12 protein-coding genes and 1 pseudogene are annotated in these 15427 nt (G+C 67.0%); 7 read left to right on the top strand and 6 right to left on the bottom strand.

The features are described from left to right. Positions 1-513: 513 nt before the first annotated feature. On the bottom strand, positions 514-1332 hold the full coding sequence (locus tag ASD86_RS23140; RefSeq protein ID WP_056116424.1) for an NAD(P)-dependent oxidoreductase: 819 nt from the start codon (positions 1330-1332) through the stop codon (positions 514-516). 85 nt (positions 1333-1417) lie between these two features. Continuing rightward, entirely contained in the window at positions 1418-2077 is a 660-nt protein-coding gene (locus ASD86_RS23135; RefSeq protein WP_056116422.1) for a serine/threonine protein kinase, read from the bottom strand. 165 nt (positions 2078-2242) lie between these two features. Here ASD86_RS23135 and ASD86_RS23130 point away from each other — a divergent pair, with 165 nt between their 5' ends. Then, a complete protein-coding gene (locus tag ASD86_RS23130) occupies positions 2243-4258 on the top strand; it encodes a bifunctional DedA family/phosphatase PAP2 family protein (protein WP_056116421.1) in 2016 nt (671 codons plus the stop codon). Between the two features lie 349 nt (positions 4259-4607). Here ASD86_RS23130 and ASD86_RS23125 read toward each other — a convergent pair whose 3' ends face one another. From ASD86_RS23125 to ASD86_RS23115, 3 genes are all read right to left on the bottom strand, one after another. Further along, the gene (locus ASD86_RS23125) at positions 4608-5198 is read right to left on the bottom strand and encodes an LON peptidase substrate-binding domain-containing protein (RefSeq protein WP_056116418.1); all 591 of its coding nucleotides are present in this window, start codon (positions 5196-5198) and stop codon (positions 4608-4610) included. A 230-nt stretch (positions 5199-5428) separates the two neighbouring features. Next, a complete protein-coding gene (gene mpl / locus ASD86_RS23120; RefSeq protein WP_056116588.1) occupies positions 5429-6802 on the bottom strand; it encodes a UDP-N-acetylmuramate:L-alanyl-gamma-D-glutamyl-meso-diaminopimelate ligase in 1374 nt (457 codons plus the stop codon). Positions 6803-7053: 251 nt separating this feature from the next. Beyond that, positions 7054-7632 carry an adenylate kinase gene (locus ASD86_RS23115; RefSeq protein ID WP_056116585.1) on the bottom strand — a complete coding sequence of 193 codons (579 nt, stop codon included), beginning with the start codon at positions 7630-7632 and terminating at the stop codon, positions 7054-7056. 204 nt (positions 7633-7836) lie between these two features. Between ASD86_RS23115 and ASD86_RS23110 the strand changes: the two genes are divergently transcribed. The 4 genes from ASD86_RS23110 (at position 7837) to ASD86_RS23095 (ending at position 11611) form a co-directional block, all read left to right on the top strand. Continuing rightward, positions 7837-9117, top strand: coding sequence for a 6-phosphofructokinase (locus ASD86_RS23110; RefSeq protein ID WP_056116415.1), 1281 nt, complete (start codon positions 7837-7839; stop codon positions 9115-9117). 9 nt (positions 9118-9126) lie between these two features. Next, complete coding sequence (locus tag ASD86_RS23105) at positions 9127-9951, top strand: AraC family transcriptional regulator (RefSeq protein ID WP_056116411.1); 825 nt, start codon at positions 9127-9129, stop codon at positions 9949-9951. Between the two features lie 127 nt (positions 9952-10078). Further along, on the top strand, positions 10079-10519 hold the full coding sequence (locus ASD86_RS23100; RefSeq protein ID WP_056116408.1) for a VOC family protein: 441 nt from the start codon (positions 10079-10081) through the stop codon (positions 10517-10519). A gap of 288 nt (positions 10520-10807) precedes the next feature. Continuing rightward, positions 10808-11611 carry a hypothetical protein gene (locus ASD86_RS23095; protein WP_056116405.1) on the top strand — a complete coding sequence of 268 codons (804 nt, stop codon included), beginning with the start codon at positions 10808-10810 and terminating at the stop codon, positions 11609-11611. A gap of 130 nt (positions 11612-11741) precedes the next feature. Here the strand turns inward: ASD86_RS23095 and ASD86_RS23090 are convergent, their stop codons facing one another. Next, a complete protein-coding gene (locus ASD86_RS23090) occupies positions 11742-12269 on the bottom strand; it encodes a hypothetical protein (protein ID WP_056116400.1) in 528 nt (175 codons plus the stop codon). Positions 12270-12847: 578 nt separating this feature from the next. On the opposite strand from ASD86_RS23090, the pseudogene ASD86_RS23085 reads away from it, so the two are divergent. Then, positions 12848-14872 (top strand): annotated as a pseudogene (locus ASD86_RS23085) (sodium-translocating pyrophosphatase); the annotation flags it as partial. A gap of 60 nt (positions 14873-14932) precedes the next feature. After that, positions 14933-15385 (top strand): OmpA family protein, encoded by a 453-nt coding sequence (locus tag ASD86_RS28055; protein ID WP_343123613.1) that lies wholly within the window; start codon positions 14933-14935, stop codon positions 15383-15385. Positions 15386-15427 lie beyond the last annotated feature (42 nt).

Raw genomic sequence — 15427 nt, 5'->3', positions numbered from 1 at the left:
CCCGCCGCTTTAGTGGCGGAAGCTTTTGATCCTGCTTGCAGCTTCTAAAGCTTTGAAGCTTTAGAACCTTTGAAGCAAAGACAATATCAACAGCTTTCGTCCGCAAGCGGCCGAGTTACTTTCTTTTGTCTAAAGCAACAACAGAAAGGTAACCAAAGAAAAATGCTTTTTTGTGAATCAAGTGCCCGCAAGCNTCTCGGTGGCGCACGGCGCACATCCATGTGCGCCGCCCTTCGGGTGTGCTTTTGTTCTCGCGAATTAGCGACTTCGCAGCGCTGGATGAACTGCGCGGCTTCAAGCGCAAGCAAAAGCTGCATCGCCTAGCTGTAGGAGCGGCGCAAGCCGCGACCGCGCTATCACGGCAACCGCGCAACGTTCGTCGTAACTGCATCCCCGCGGTCACGGCTTGCGCCGCTCCTGCAGGGACTGCCGCCACCAAGGCTGGCTTATGCGGGGTACACGTCATAAGGAACGTGTGCCCATGCGCTTTACGAATCGACCTCGACCGACCACTCAACCCAGAAACAAATCCGGCAACAACGACTTGCTCGGATCGACCGCGTACTTGCTGAAATCGGTCACGCCCGCCTCGGTCAACACCTCCTCGTCGATCAGGAAGCGCCCATAAAAATCCTGCGCCGGGCGCACCAACACCGCATGCACCGCATCGGCCACGATCTCCGGCTTGCGGCAGCGATCCAGCGCAACCCCCGGAATCAGGTTCAAGGCATCGGTGGCGATGATGGTCTTCGGCCACAACGCGTTGACAGCGATCCCGCGCGGACCGAACTCACCGGCCAGGCCCAGGGTCACGAAGCTCATGCCCATCTTCGCCAAGGTGTAACCGGTATGCGGCGCCCACCACTTCACGTCCAGGCTCGGCGGCGGCGCCAGGGTCAGGATGTGCGGGTTGGCGGCCTGCTGCAGATACGGCAAGCAGGCCTGCGCGCACAGGAAGCTGCCGCGCGCGTTGACCTGTTGCATCAGGTCGAAACGCTTCATCGGCGTGTCCAGCGCGCCGCGCAACCAGATTGCGCTGGCGTTGTTGACCAGGATGTCGAGACCGCCGAACGCATCGACGGTCGCGGCGACCGCGGCGTTGACTTCGTCTTCTTCGCGGATATCGCACTTGAGCGCCAGCGCGCGGCCGCCGGCGGCTTCGACTTCGGCGGCGACACTGTGAATGGTGCCCGGCAGCTTGGGATTGGCGACCGAGGACTTGGCCGCGATCGCGATGTTGGCGCCGTCGCGCGCGGCGCGCAGCGCGATCTCGCGGCCGATACCGCGCGAGGCGCCGGTGATGAAGAGGGTCTTGCCTGAAAGGCTGGTCATGGTGGGGCCGTGATTGGGGATTCGGGATTAGAGATTCGCAAAAAACAACAGCTCCATCCTAATCCCGAATCCCCAATCCCGGCCCTCAAGGCTTCGGCCCCTGCCCCTCGTTGTCTTCCCAATGCAGGATGCGCCGGGTCACGAAGCGGTAGACCGGCTTGCCGGTCGCGAACCAGACCTCGCGCAGCCAGGAATGACGCTTGAGCACGCGCCGTTCGACCGGGGTCAGCGCCTGCGGGCAATAGGTGCGCTTGTGCTTGAGCAAGTGGCGCAGATCTTCGCGCGCGAGCAGGCGCATCCAGCGCGAGCGCGGGTCGCCGCGGGTGGCGAGCTGGAAATCGATGATCGCCGGGGTGCCGTCGATCAGCACCAGCCAGTTGGCCTCCTTGGCCAGATCGTTATGCGCCAGACCGCGCCGATGCAGGCGTTGCAGCAGGCGCCGTGCTTGCCGGAAATAGGCCAGATCGCCGCGCGGCGGGCGCTGGTACATGGCCGCGCCGTCGAGATAACTGCGATCGAGCCGGCGACCGTCCCAGCGCAACAGCTGCGGCGTCGCCTCCAGCCCGTCGACGCGTTGCAGCGCGCGCGCCTCGCGCCGCGCCAGCCACCACGCCGGCAGGCGCAGCCACCACGGCACATGGGCCAGGTCGCGGCGCACGAACAGGCCATCGTCGTCGCGCATCAACGCGATCCGGCCAAAACTGTCGGCCTTGAGCGCGGCCACTTCGGTAACTTCGGGGGACATTGGGGGAAGTGTACTTCGGAGCCGGGATTGGGGATTCGAGATTGGGGATAGCGCCATTCACCGGTCGGATGCGCCAGGCCTTTACAAATCCCGAATCCCCAGTCCCGAATCCCGGCACCAAAACCAGTCACCCGCGCCACAGAGAGCGCTGCCTATAATCGTCCGATGGACTCAGCCTGGCTTGAAAGCGCGACCGCATGGATCGCGGCCCACCCCATCGCCGCGGGCGTGGTGATCTTCCTGATCGCCTTCTGCGACGCGCTCATCATTCTCGGCATCGTGGTGCCGGCGCTGCCGCTGCTGTTCGCGGTCGGCACCCTGGTCGGCCTGGGCCATATCAACGGCCCGTACGCGTTGGCCTGCTCAACCCTCGGCGCGTTCGCCGGCGACGGCCTGAGCTATTGGATCGGTCGCCGCTGGGGGCCGCAGTTGCGTCAGCGCTGGCCGTTCTCGCGTTACCCGCAATGGCTCGACCGCGGCGAAACCATTTTCCACCGCCACGGCAGCAAGAGCATCCTGATCGCCCGCTTCGTCGGCGCGATCCGGCCGTTCGTGCCGGCCATCGCCGGCATGCTGCGCATGCCGATGCGCCGCTACGCCTTGCCCAGCTTCGTCGCCTGCGTGGGCTGGTCGGCGCTGTTCCTCGCCCCGGGTTGGGTGCTGGGCGCGTCCTACGACGCGGTCGCCGCGGTCGCCGACCGGCTCGCGATCGTGCTCGGCGCGCTGCTGATCGCGGTGGCGCTGGTGTGGGCGACGGTGCTCTACACCTGGCGCTGGTTCGCCTCGCACGCCAACAACCTGCTCGCGCGCGCGCTGCTGTGGACCCGCGCGCACCCGCACCTGGGCCGCTACGCCGGCGCGCTGATCGATCCCAATCGCCCCGAATCGGCATCGCTGGTGATGCTGGCAGTGTGTCTGCTCGCGATCAGCTGGATCTGGTTCACCTTGCTGGCGACCTTGCTCGCCAGCGGCGGGCCGCTGCAGATCGATCACACCATCCACGAGTTCATGTGGACTTTGCGCAATCCGCTCGCCGACCGATTGATGGCCGCGCTGGCCTGCCTCGGCGACGCCCAGGTGCTGGCCCCTGCCTCGCTGGCGGTGCTGGCGTATCTGGCCTGGCGACGGCGCTGGATGGCCGCGGCGCACTGGGTCGGCGCGATCGTGTTCGGGCTGGCGCTCACCTCGTTGCTGGAAGCGGCGATCGACATGCCGCGTCCGCCGACCGCGCCGGCCGGTTTCGGTTTCCCGTCGGTCGCGGTCACCATGACCACGATCGTGTTCGGTTTCTTCGCGGTTTTGATCGCACGCGAATTGCCCGGGCGGCAACGGGTGTGGCCTTACTTGCTGGCCGGCGTGGTCACAACGCTAGTCGGATTTTCGCGGCTGTACCTGGGCGCGCATTGGCCCAGCGATCTGGTCGGCGGCACCTTGTTCGGCATCGTCTGGTTGCTGGTGCTCGGCATCGCCTATCGCCGCCACGTCGCGCGTTCGTTCTGGATGCGGCCGCTGGCGTGGCTGTTCTACAGCGTGTTCGTCGCCGCCGCGCTGTGGCATGCGCCGCGCTCGGCCGATGCGCTGTTGGCCAAGTTCGCCTCGGCCACGCCGAGCACGGTGTTGAACGCCGATGCGTGGTGGAAGCACGATTGGACCACCTTGCCCGCACAACGCAACGAAAGTGATGCGCGCAGGCGCTGGCCGCTGGACCTGCAGATCGCCGGCCCCCTGCCGCCGTTGCGCGCGACCCTGGAAGCCAATGGCTGGCGGGTGCAACCGCAGGCCGATTGGTTGGCGACGATCGCCTTGCTCGACGACGACACCGCGCCGCGCGATCAAGTCGTGCTGCCGGCGACGCTCGACGCGCAGGCCGAAACCCTGTTGATGCTGCGCGACGGGCCGACCCCGGATATCCAGTACGCGCTGCGCCTGTGGCCGGCGCCGGCGGTGCTGTCCGACGGGACGCCGCTGTGGATCGGCACCACTCAGACCTTGAAGCTCAACAAGCCGTTCGACTCGGCCGCGCTGTGGCTGCCGCAGCCCGACGACGGCAACGCGCATGCGCAGGTGCGCCGGGCGCTGACTGGTTTCACCATGATCCAGCAAGCGCATCCGAAGAACGGGGTGGAGGTGCTGCGGATGCAGTCGCAGTATCGGGTGCCGGGGGCTGTGCCGGGGCTTTGAGTGGGGTGCGGGATTCGTTGGGGGATGGAGTAAAAGCGAATCCCCCCTGCCCCCCTTTTCCAAAGGGGGGAAAAGCTTTGGGCGGGGTCACCGCGTCGGATTGGTTCGTTTCGCTCAGACGGATCAGTCCGTTCAATTGGCAGGCAATTGAGGCTATTGAGTTAGTAGCGATCGATCCGGCATGAGTAAGTACCATGACGGCTTACGCCATTCGATTGCTGTATTCGAAGCTTCGCCGTATCCGCCTTCCCAAAGCCACGAGACGGGTTCCCCCCTTTGCAAAAGGGGGGCCAGGGGGGATTCGCTTTTGCTTTGCTTTTGATGCGGCTGCGGCTATGAACCAACCCACTCAAGGCAACAACGCCAACACCTGATCCAGCCGCGCATGCGGATCGTCCAGCTGCAACAGCATCTGCCGCTGCGACAGCGTCAACGGCAACAGTTCGGCCAGGCGCCAGCCGACCCAGGCCGCGTCGTCGAAACGCGAATGCGCGGCCTTGCTGTGCTCGCCGCCGGCCTGTTCGAACAAACGTTCCAGCAAGGTCACCAGCAGCGAATGCTCGGGCCGCACGACCTCGTCGGGATCGGGCTCGCACCAGCGCACGTCCGCGACCTGCAAACCGTTGTCGCGCACCCGCACGCGGTCGGCGTGGAAGCGCCGCGCGCCGCGCACCCGCAAGGTCAACAGGCCGTCGTCGCCAGTGCCGAAATCCTCGATCACCGCTTCGGTGCCGAACGCCGCCGCGGCGGCCGGCGCGCCGACTTCTTCGCCATCGATGATCAGGCAGACACCGAAGCCGCGACCGACCCGGCCGCATTCGCGCACCAGATCGAGATAACGGCGTTCGAATACGCGCAGGCTCAGCGAGCCGCCCGGCAGCAGCACGGTATGCAGCGGGAACAATCCCAGCGATTCGGCGACGGCGGGCTCGGACGGCATGGCCGCAGTGTACCCGGCCCCTGGCCGGTGTTTCGAGCGCTTTATCGGCACTATGGAAACGCGTAGCGGCTAGCGCCAGTGGCATCACGGCGCGACGCGTCGGCGTCTGCTGCCCGTAAAACAAAACCGCGATCGCATCATGGCTATCGAGGCATCGACCAAGACTTCAACGCATCGCGCAGAGCGAAGCGAATCCCGCTTTTACCAATCCCGCCTTTGCCAATCCCAAATCACGAATCCCCAATCCCGGCCGCAAAAAACCGCCGCGGCGCCCCATCGAAACCGCCGTTGGACATGAACACCACATGGTCGCCTGCACGCACGCGTTCGCGCAACGCGGCGATCAAGCCGTCGGCGTCGGCCACGGTCACGCCTTCGCCGCGCAGGCCGGCGAGCACCTTGCCCGCGTCCCACGCCAATTCGGGCCGATGCAGGAACACGACGACATCGGCGCCGTCGAGCGACGGCGCGAGCGCGTCGGAATGCGCGCCCAGCCGCATCGAATTGCTGCGCGGTTCCATCGCCACCACGATCCGCGCCGTGCCCACGCGCGCGCGCAAGCCGGCGAGCGTGGTCGCGATCGCGGTCGGATGATGGGCGAAGTCGTCGTACACGGTGATCCCGCCGGTCTCGCCGATCACTTCGAGCCGGCGCTTGACGCTGCGGAACCCGGCCAGCGCCGGCAGCACCGAAGCGACCTCGACCCCGACCGCGTTGGCCGCGGCGAGCGCGGCCAATGCGTTCATGACGTTGTGGCGACCGAGCAAGGGCCAGCGCACTTCGCCGATGTCGCGGCCGCGATGGATCACCACGAACGCGCTGCCGTCTTCGGCCAGCAGCCGCGCGGTCCATTCGTAACCGGCCTTGCCTTCCAGACCGAAGCGTTCGACCGGCGTCCAGCAGCCCATCGCCAACACTTCGCTCAGACGCTCGTCTTCGCCGTTGACGATCAGGCGGCCGCGGCGCGGCACGGTCCGCACCAGATGGTGGAACTGGCGCTGGATCGCGGCCACGTCGGGGAAGATATCGGCGTGGTCGTATTCAAGATTATTGAGAATCGCCACCAGCGGGCGGTAGTGGACGAACTTGCTGCGCTTGTCGAAGAACGCGGTGTCGTATTCGTCGGCCTCGACCACGAATTCGCGACCACCACCGATGCGCGCGGACACGCCGAAATCCTCGGCCACCCCGCCGATCAGGAAGCCGGGCTCGCGGCCGGCCGCTTGCAGCAGCCAGGTCAGGATCGAGGTGGTCGTGGTCTTGCCGTGGGTGCCGGCGACCGCGAGCGTGTCGCGTCCGGGCAACACCTGTTCGGACAACCACTGCGCGCCGGAGGTGTATTTGCGTCCGTCGTCGAGCACCTGTTCGACCGCGGCGTTGCCGCGCGACAGCGCGTTGCCGACCACGATCTCGTCGCAATCGGCGGAAATGTGTTCGGGCTTGTAGCCCTGCTGCAGCGCGATGCCGAGCTGTTCAAGCTGGGTCGACATCGGCGGATACACCGCCTGGTCGCTGCCTTCGACCGCATGCCCGAGTTCGCGCGCGAGCGCGGCGACGCCGCCCATGAAGGTGCCGGCGATGCCCAAGATATGGAGCTTCAAGATCCGAAATTCCGAAAGAGGATGCGGGTGTTCAACAAAGCGGCTCCCGCTGGCACCAGCGCCCCCTCTTCCGCTTGCGGGAGAGGGCTGGGGTGAGGGCACGCGAGGATCGGTCAACGACGGCGGTTGCTATCGCGCGCAAGCCCTGCTCGACGGCCTCGGATTCCCCGCTCACGACAGGAGTGCGGGCGCGTATGCCCTCACCCCGGCCCTCTCCCGCGGGCGGGAGAGGGAGCAAAGCCACTGCGAAAAACTCAACCCACCGTCGGCGCCGGCTCCAGCGCCTCGATGATGCGGGTGAACACTTCGTCCAGCGAACCCACGCCGTCGACCACGGTCAGGCGGCCGTGCTGGCGGTAGTACTCGATGACCGGCGCGGTGACGTCGTCGTACACCTTCAGACGGGTGCGAACCGCATCGGGACTGTCGTCCTTGCGGCCCTGCTCGGCGGCGCGGCCGGCGATGCGCTCGACCAGCAGCTCGATCGGCACTTCCAGCTGCACGGCGAAGTCCATCGGCTGGCCGATCTTCTTGAGCAGCGCGTCCATCGCATCGGCCTGGGCCAGATTGCGCGGGTAGCCGTCGAGGATGAAACCGCCGGCGGTGTCGGGACGCGAGAAGCGGTCCTCGAGCATGCCCAGCAGGATTTCGTCGCTGACCAGATTGCCGGCGTCCATCACCGCCTTGGCTTCCAGGCCCAGCTTGCTGCCGGCGGCCACTTCGGCCCGCAACAGATCGCCGGTGGAAATATGCGGCACCTGCAGATGCTCCTTGAGCCGCGTGGCTTGCGTGCCCTTGCCGGAACCGGGCGCGCCCAGTAATACCAATCGCATCAACATCGCTCCTGAGACAACATGAAACCGTCGCGCCCGCGCGCACTGCGCCGGGGCGGCCCGTCGGGCCGCGCCCCAGATCGGCGATCGCCGACCTCGTCGCTGGCCCGTCCGCGGGGCGGCGCTACACTCACAGCCGCCATTCACCCGCCGGGGAATATTGCGGTCAGCTTACCGCAAACCGGCGCAAATCCTGGAATCCCCATGCCGACCGCGAAGTCCTCCGCAAAACCCGCTGGAAACCTGCTGTACGCGCAATCGGGCGGTGTGACCGCCGTCATCAACGCCACCGCCTCGGCGGTGATCGAGACCGCGCGGGCGCGCGGAATCAAGGTATTGGCGGCCCGCAACGGCATCCTCGGCGCGCTGCGCGAGGAGCTGATCGATACCTCCAAGGAGTCGGCCGCGGCGATCGCGGCCTTGGGCCACACCCCCGGCGGCGCGTTCGGCTCGTGCCGGGTCAAGCTGAAGTCGCTGGACGCCGACCGCGCCCGCTACGAACGCCTGCTGGCCGTGCTCAAGGCCCACGATGTTCGCTGGTTCCTCTACAACGGCGGCAACGATTCCGCCGACACCGCGCTCAAGGTCTCGCGCCTGGCGGCCGAATTCGGCTACCCGCTGACCTGCATCGGCGTGCCCAAGACGGTCGACAACGACCTGGCGGTGACCGACTGCTGCCCGGGCTTCGGCTCGGCCGCCAAGTACACCGCGGTGTCGGTGCGCGAGGCCGCGCTGGACGTGGCGGCGATGGCCGAGACCTCGACCAAGGTGTTCGTGTACGAGGCGATGGGCCGCCATGCCGGCTGGCTCGCGGCCGCGGCCGGCCTGGCCGGCGACGGCGCGGACGCCGCGCCGCACCTGATCCTGTTTCCCGAGCGCCCCTACAACGAAGCCGATTTCTTCGCCAAGGTCAAAGCCACGGTCGAACGCGTGGGTTACTGCGTGGTGGTCGCCAGCGAGGGCATCCAGACCGCCGACGGCCGCTTCGTCGCCGATGCCGGCGGCGGCAAGGATTCGTTCGGCCACACCCAGCTCGGCGGGGTCGCCTCGCATCTGGCCGGACGGGTCAAGGACGCGCTGGGCTACAAGGTGCATTGGGCGCTGCCGGATTATCTGCAGCGCTCGGCCCGGCATGTCGCCTCCAAGACCGACGTCGAACAGGCGCGCGCGGTCGGCAAGGCCGCGGTCGAGTACGCGCTCAAGGGCATGAACTCGGTGATGCCGGTGATCGTGCGCACCTCCGACGCGCCGTATCGCTGGAAGATCGAGGCCGCGCCGCTGGACAAGGTCGCCAATCACGAAAAGAAGATGCCGGCCGGGTTTCTGCGCAAGGACGGCTACGGCATCACCGCGGCCGCGCGACGCTATCTGGAACCGCTGATCCGCGGCGAGGCGCCGCCGCCGTACGGGCGCGATGGTCTGCCGAAGTACGTCACGCTCAAGAACGTCGCGGTCAAGCCCAAGCTGCCGCCGTTCGAGGGCTGAGCCCGGGCCATGTCCGCCGACGCGCCGCTGCTGCCGGAACTACGGCCCTGGATCGAACAGGTCTGGGTCAGCGCGCGTCCGGCCGCGGCGCCCGCGCATGCACGCGAGCATTCGCTGCCCAGCGGCGCGATGCATCTGGCGATCCGCCTCGATGGGCCGCCGCTGCGCTTGTATGCGGATGCGGCCGATCGGGTCGGGCGGGTGTATTCGCCCGCGGTGGTGGGTGGGGTGCGGGCTTCGTATTGCATCAAGGACACGTCATTGCCGGCCGCTTCGGTTGGCGCGGTGCTGCGGCCGGGCGCCGCGCTGGCCTTGTTCGGCGTTTCCGCGGCCGAACTGGAAGGCGCGCATACCGATCTGCGCGATCTGTGTGGCGCGCAGGCCGATGGTTTGTACGAACGTCTGGCCGCGACCGCCGATCCGATCCGCCGCCGCGCCGTGTTCGAACGCTTCCTGCGCGCGCGCCTGCGGCCGTTGCATGGGCTCGATCCGCAGATCGCCGACGCCTTGCACCGACTGCAACACGAACCGATCGGCGCCGATCGCATCGCCGCGCTCGCGCATGGCAGCGGCCGCAGTCACCGCCATTTCATCGCCCGCTTTCGCGAGGCCGCCGGTCTGGCGCCCAAGCGCTATGCGCGGGTGCTGCGTTTCAAGCGCCTGCTGAAGGCGTTGTCGGCGACGCCGCGGCCGGGCTGGGCCCAACTCGCGTTGGATGCCGGGTATTTCGATCAATCGCATCTGATCCGCGAATTCCGCGAGTTCAGCGGAGTGAGCCCGCGCGAGTACCTGGCCGCCGCCGCGGCGAGTGCGCATCATTTGCCGGTGGCTTGAACCGCGCATCGTGACGAGCCCGGCCTGACGGCGTCGGCGCGCCCGATGCAGCACAGGTAAATTCCGTCCAATCCGGCATTGGGTCGCCGATGCAGACTCCCCACCACACTCCAACCGAGCCCCCGCCATGGCCGTCCACGAACTGTTCTCTTACCTGTGCGTCGCCGATGCCCAGGCCGCGGTCGAGTTCTACTGCAAGGTGTTCGACGCCAGCGAAAAATTCCGTCTGGTCGAACCCGGCGGCCGCATCGGCCACGTCGAACTCGATCTGGGCGGCACCACCTTGATGCTGTGCGAGGAATTCCCCGAGGTCGACATCCGCCGCCCCGAGCCCGCGCGCGGCCACAGCCACACCCTGCATCTGCATGTCGACGACGCCGACGACGTGGTCGCGCGCGCGGTCGCGGCCGGTGCGCAGCTGGCGATGGCGCCGCGCGATCATTTCTACGGCGAACGCTCGGGCACGGTGATCGACCCGTTCGGCCACCGCTGGAACATCGGCCACAGCATCGAAAAGATCGAACCGGACGAAATGCAGCGCCGTTACGATCAAGATCCCGATTGCTGAGTCGAGCCCCGCGCGGCGGAACGAACAGACCGAATCCGTCAAGCCGCGGACCAAGCGCCGCGGCCGGCGCGCGACACCTCGCGCCCGCCGCGAGCAAATCCGCGCTTGTCCGCCCGGGCCGAGCACCCCGTCACACTGTGCGCTGCGTCCGGTAATCAGTCCGCTGCGCGCGTGCGGTCATCGCTTACACATTGAATAGCCACTGAGATTGCGGCAATCTGCCGCCGCAAGCGTTCATGCGACACAGGGGCGCACGGACGCACAGTTTCATCACTCAGGGAGTGCTCGATGAAAGGCAAGTTCTTACCGCTGCTGCTGCTCGTTCCGTCGCTGTCGGCTTTCGCCGACCAATGCGACGACAACTTCACCAAGAAGGGCAACCCCATCACCGGCGGCGAGTATTCCACCTCGGTGAAGGTCGCCGGCCTGAGCACCGCCAGCGCGATCGGCCAGATGCGCAACATCGCGATCGGCAACAGCATGCAGATCCTCGACGAAGACATCCAGGGCGGCTCGCTGCTGGTCGAGGAACCGGCCAGCGCCGTGCATCGTCCGCTGCCGATCAGCATCAGCGCGACCGCCGACGGCGAAGTCAGCATGGTGCTGAAGACCCGCAAGGGCTCGTTCGGCAACGCCGGCGAGATCAAGAAGGCCATGTGCGGCATGCTGACCCAGCTCAAGCCGGGCAAGACCGCGCCGGCGCGCGCCGCGGCCGCGGCGGCCAAGCCGATCGCGATGTCGGCCACCGCGCTGGCCACCGAGGTCGAGCAGCAGGCCAAGGAAAACGTCGCCGTTGTCGACACCCGCTACAAGGGCCGCGTCTACACGCTCAAGGGCGTGAACAAGGGCGTGACCACCGACGGCGGCATCCTGCGCGTGTTCTACGACATGAACCCGTCGCTGATCCCCGGCCTGACCCAGAGCCGCACCCTGCTCTATCAGACCCGGGTGATGTGCAAGCTGGCCTCCGACCAGAAGGGCTATGCGCTGTCGCTGCGCACCAACGACCGCATCAACCTCACCGGCACCTTCGATTACTACGAAGACGCCGAGCGCCTGGTGATCCTCAAGGATTGCCGCGCGGCCAAGTAATCGCCGCGCGGGTCGCGGTCGGCGAGACAAGAAAAAGGGCCGCATCGCGGCCCTTTTTCGTTATCCGGCCGATTTGTCATCCGGCATGTTCGTCATCCAACACGGATGCGGATCGATCACCCCCTGCGGCTCAACCTCCGCAGGGCTTGCCCTCGACCGACATCGCCGCGGCGAACATCGGGATCGCCGCCAGCTTGTTGGCCGCGGCCTTTTCCTTTTCGTCCTGCAGGTACAACCGCGACTTGCCCTGCGCATCCAGGCTCGGCGGCACCGCGGCCGCGGCCGGCTTGCGCCAGATCCGCACCACTGCCTGCTGTTGCGGACAGGCCGCGCTGGGCACCCGGATCAGGTCGTTGAATTTCCAGCCGCCCGCCTCGGACGGCTTGGCCTTGGCCGCATCGACGAAGCGCGCGCGCGGCTGGCAGTTCGGACTGGTGCGCACGACCGCGAATTTGTACGCCGGTTCGGCCTGGCCGGTGAACTGGCCTTCGATACGCGCGCAGGCTTCGGGAATCTGCCGCAGCGTATGCACGCTGCCGACCGGCTGGGCGGCGATCGCGGCATCGCGCTTGATCTCCGGAACCGGATCGGCGGCCGCCGAGGCCAGCATGGGGGCCAGCGCGAACAAGGCGCAGGCCAAGACGGGGACGGTTCGCATCGTCGGCTCCTGACTACAAGGCCGGGGCAGACTGGCACGCATCGGCTGAACCATCACTTCACCCCGTGCGCTGCCGTTGCGGCGTGTCGGCCATGACGCCGGCACACCATCGCCGGTGGCTTGCTCAAGCCCCGCTTGCTCGATCTCGCCTGGTCGAGCTTGCTTGGTCGAGCCTGCTCGGTCGAATTCGATTGCTCGGGTTCACTCGCTCACTCCGCGCGAACGCATCGTCAGCGCGAGACGCGTATTCAGCCACGCGCAGCGCGTGCGGCATCGCCCCACTCGCCCGGCTCAAGAACGTATCGATCCTGAAACCCGCCGCACACGATCCGTGACTGGGGTCGCAAGCCCGGCCGCGGCACGCGGACGCGCGTCGCAGCACGGCCTCGCCCGCTGACGCCGGCCCGGCGCCTATGCCATAGTCGCCGCACGCCGTGCTCGCACCACGGCGTCGCTGCAATGCAACACAACGCAGCGCGCAGATGCGATTCCGCGGCACATCGGCCAACGAGCGACTCGCGACTTACAACTCGATCCGTTGTCCCGTGATGTCCACTTTCTACCTTGGGGAGGGGTTCATGCTGGAGAAGTACGGTTTGATCATGGCGCTTGGCTGCGCCGTCATCGCGATCCTGTATGGCATCGTGTCCGCGCGCTGGATCAGCGCTCAACCCGCCGGCAACGCACGCATGCAGGAGATCGCCGGCGCGATCCAGGAAGGCGCACGCGCCTATCTCAATCGTCAATACACCACCATCGCCATCGCCGGCGCGGTGTTGTTCGTACTGATCGGCATCTTCCTCAACTGGCATACCGCGATCGGCTTTCTGATCGGCGCGGTGCTGTCGGGCGCGGCCGGTTACATCGGCATGAACGTATCGGTGCGCGCCAACGTGCGCACCGCCGAAGCCGCGCGCAAGGGCATCGGCGCGGCGATGGACGTCGCGTTCCGCGGCGGCGCGATCACCGGCATGCTGGTGGTTGGCCTGGGCCTGCTCGGCGTGGCCGGTTACTGGCTGGTGCTGGCGAAACTCGGAGTCAGCACCGAGAAAGCGCTGCACGCGTTGGTGGGTCTGGCGTTCGGCTCGTCGCTGATCTCGATCTTCGCGCGTCTGGGCGGCGGCATCTTCACCAAGGGCGCCGACGTCGGCGCCGACCTGGTCGGCAAGGTCGAAGCCGGCATTCCCGAAGATGATCCGCGCAATCCGGCGGTGATCGCCGATAACGTCGGCGACAACGTCGGCGACTGCGCCGGCATGGCCGCGGACTTGTTCGAAACCTATGCGGTGACGGTGATCGCGACCATGCTGCTCGGTTCGCTGATGGCCAGCCAGGTCGGCGGCAACGGCGTGCTGTATCCGCTGGTGCTCGGCGGCGTGTCGATCATCGCGTCGATCATCGGCGCGTTCTTCGTCAAGGTGAAGGCAGGCGGCTCGATCATGGGCGCGCTGTACAAGGGCGTGATCGTCTCGGCTGTGCTCGCCGCGATCGCGTTCTATCCGATCACCACCGAGTTGATGCGCGACGCCAGCTACGGTGCCTTGAACGTGTACGGCTGCGCGCTGATCGGCCTGATCCTGACCGGCGCGATCGTGTGGATCACCGAGTACTACACCGGCACCCAATACGCGCCGGTCAAGCACGTGGCGCAGGCCTCGACCACCGGTCACGGCACCAACATCATCGCCGGCCTGGGCGTGTCGATGAAGTCGACCGCGCTGCCGGTGATCGCGGTGTGCATCGCGATCTGGGGTTCGCATTATCTTGCCGGCCTGTACGGCATCGCGATCGCCGCGACCTCGATGCTGTCGATGGCCGGCATGATCGTGGCGCTGGACGCCTACGGCCCGATCACCGACAACGCCGGCGGCATCGCCGAGATGGCCGAGCTGCCGCCGGAAATCCGCGCGATCACCGATCCGCTCGACGCGGTCGGCAACACCACCAAGGCGGTGACCAAGGGCTACGCGATCGGTTCGGCCGCATTGGCCGCGCTGGTGCTGTTCGCCGACTACACGCATAACCTGCAGGCCGCGCATCCGGGCGTGGTGTTCAACTTCGATCTGTCCGACCACATGGTCATCATCGGCCTGTTGATCGGCGGTTTGATTCCGTATCTGTTCGGCGCGATGGCGATGGAAGCGGTCGGCCGCGCCGCCGGCGCGGTGGTCGAGGAAGTGCGCCGTCAGTTCCGCGACATTCCCGGGATCATGGACGGCACCGGCAAGCCGCAGTACGACAAAGCCGTGGACATGCTGACCAAGTCGGCGATCAAGGAAATGATCGTGCCGTCGCTATTGCCGGTCGCGGTGCCCGTGGTCGTCGGCCTGCTGCTCGGGCCGAAGGCGCTCGGCGGTCTGTTGATCGGCACCATCGTCACCGGCATCTTCGTCGCGATCTCGATGACCACCGGCGGCGGCGCCTGGGACAACGCCAAGAAGTACATCGAGGACGGTCACCACGGCGGCAAGGGTTCCGAAGCGCACAAGGCCGCGGTCACCGGCGACACCGTCGGCGATCCGTACAAGGACACCGCGGGCCCGGCGATCAATCCCTTGATCAAGATCATCAACATCGTCGCCTTGTTGCTGGTGCCGTTGTTGCCGGTGTCGGCGACCAGCGAAACCGCGGCGGCCGCGGCGCACGGCGCGAACGACACGAGCATGGCCATGACCGCGCCGGCGAATGCCGACACCGGGTCGGCCTCGATGTCGGACCAGCCCGCGAACACCCATGCCGGTGCGAGCACGACCGGAGCCATGGCCGATGGCAGCGAAGGCGGCGGCGGTGCGCCGGCCGCGGCGCAGCGCAACGCCAAGCTCTACTTCGAGGTCGGCTCGTCGACGCCGCCGGCCAACGCATCGGCCGATCTGGCCGGCGTGGTCGCGGCGCTCAAGGACGATGCCAACGCCAAGGCGCGCATCTCCGGTTTCCACGACGAAACCGGCGGCGCCGCGACCAACGCCGAACTGGCCAAGCAGCGCGCGCAAGCGGTGCAAGCGTGGTTCGAGTCGCAGGGCATCGCGGCCGACCGCATCGTGCTCGACAAGCCGGCGGTGACCGAGGGCGGCGGCAAGCCCGAGGAAGCGCGCCGGGTGGAAGTGTCGGTCGAGTAAGCGAGCCGGCGGCGGCTCTGTCGCCGCTGCGGTCGAACACGA

The sequence above is a fragment of the Lysobacter sp. Root690 genome, assembly GCF_001427785.1.
Lineage (GTDB): Bacteria > Pseudomonadota > Gammaproteobacteria > Xanthomonadales > Xanthomonadaceae > Lysobacter.
The sequence above is the reverse complement of the archived record's forward strand: the minus strand, read 5'-3'. Positions and strand labels throughout refer to the sequence as shown.

Coding starts and splice junctions, on each gene's coding strand:
- ASD86_RS23115 (WP_056116585.1), bottom strand. CDS start 7,632: ATGCGATTGGTATTACTGGGCGCGCCCGGTTCCGGCAAGGGCACGCAA.
- ASD86_RS23100 (WP_056116408.1), top strand. CDS start 10,079: ATGGCCGTCCACGAACTGTTCTCTTACCTGTGCGTCGCCGATGCCCAG.
- ASD86_RS23135 (WP_056116422.1), bottom strand. CDS start 2,077: ATGTCCCCCGAAGTTACCGAAGTGGCCGCGCTCAAGGCCGACAGTTTT.
- ASD86_RS23095 (WP_056116405.1), top strand. CDS start 10,808: ATGAAAGGCAAGTTCTTACCGCTGCTGCTGCTCGTTCCGTCGCTGTCG.
- ASD86_RS23105 (WP_056116411.1), top strand. CDS start 9,127: ATGTCCGCCGACGCGCCGCTGCTGCCGGAACTACGGCCCTGGATCGAA.
- ASD86_RS23110 (WP_056116415.1), top strand. CDS start 7,837: ATGCCGACCGCGAAGTCCTCCGCAAAACCCGCTGGAAACCTGCTGTAC.
- ASD86_RS23090 (WP_056116400.1), bottom strand. CDS start 12,269: ATGCGAACCGTCCCCGTCTTGGCCTGCGCCTTGTTCGCGCTGGCCCCC.
- ASD86_RS23140 (WP_056116424.1), bottom strand. CDS start 1,332: ATGACCAGCCTTTCAGGCAAGACCCTCTTCATCACCGGCGCCTCGCGC.
- ASD86_RS23130 (WP_056116421.1), top strand. CDS start 2,243: ATGGACTCAGCCTGGCTTGAAAGCGCGACCGCATGGATCGCGGCCCAC.
- ASD86_RS23125 (WP_056116418.1), bottom strand. CDS start 5,198: ATGCCGTCCGAGCCCGCCGTCGCCGAATCGCTGGGATTGTTCCCGCTG.
- ASD86_RS28055 (WP_343123613.1), top strand. CDS start 14,933: ATGGCCATGACCGCGCCGGCGAATGCCGACACCGGGTCGGCCTCGATG.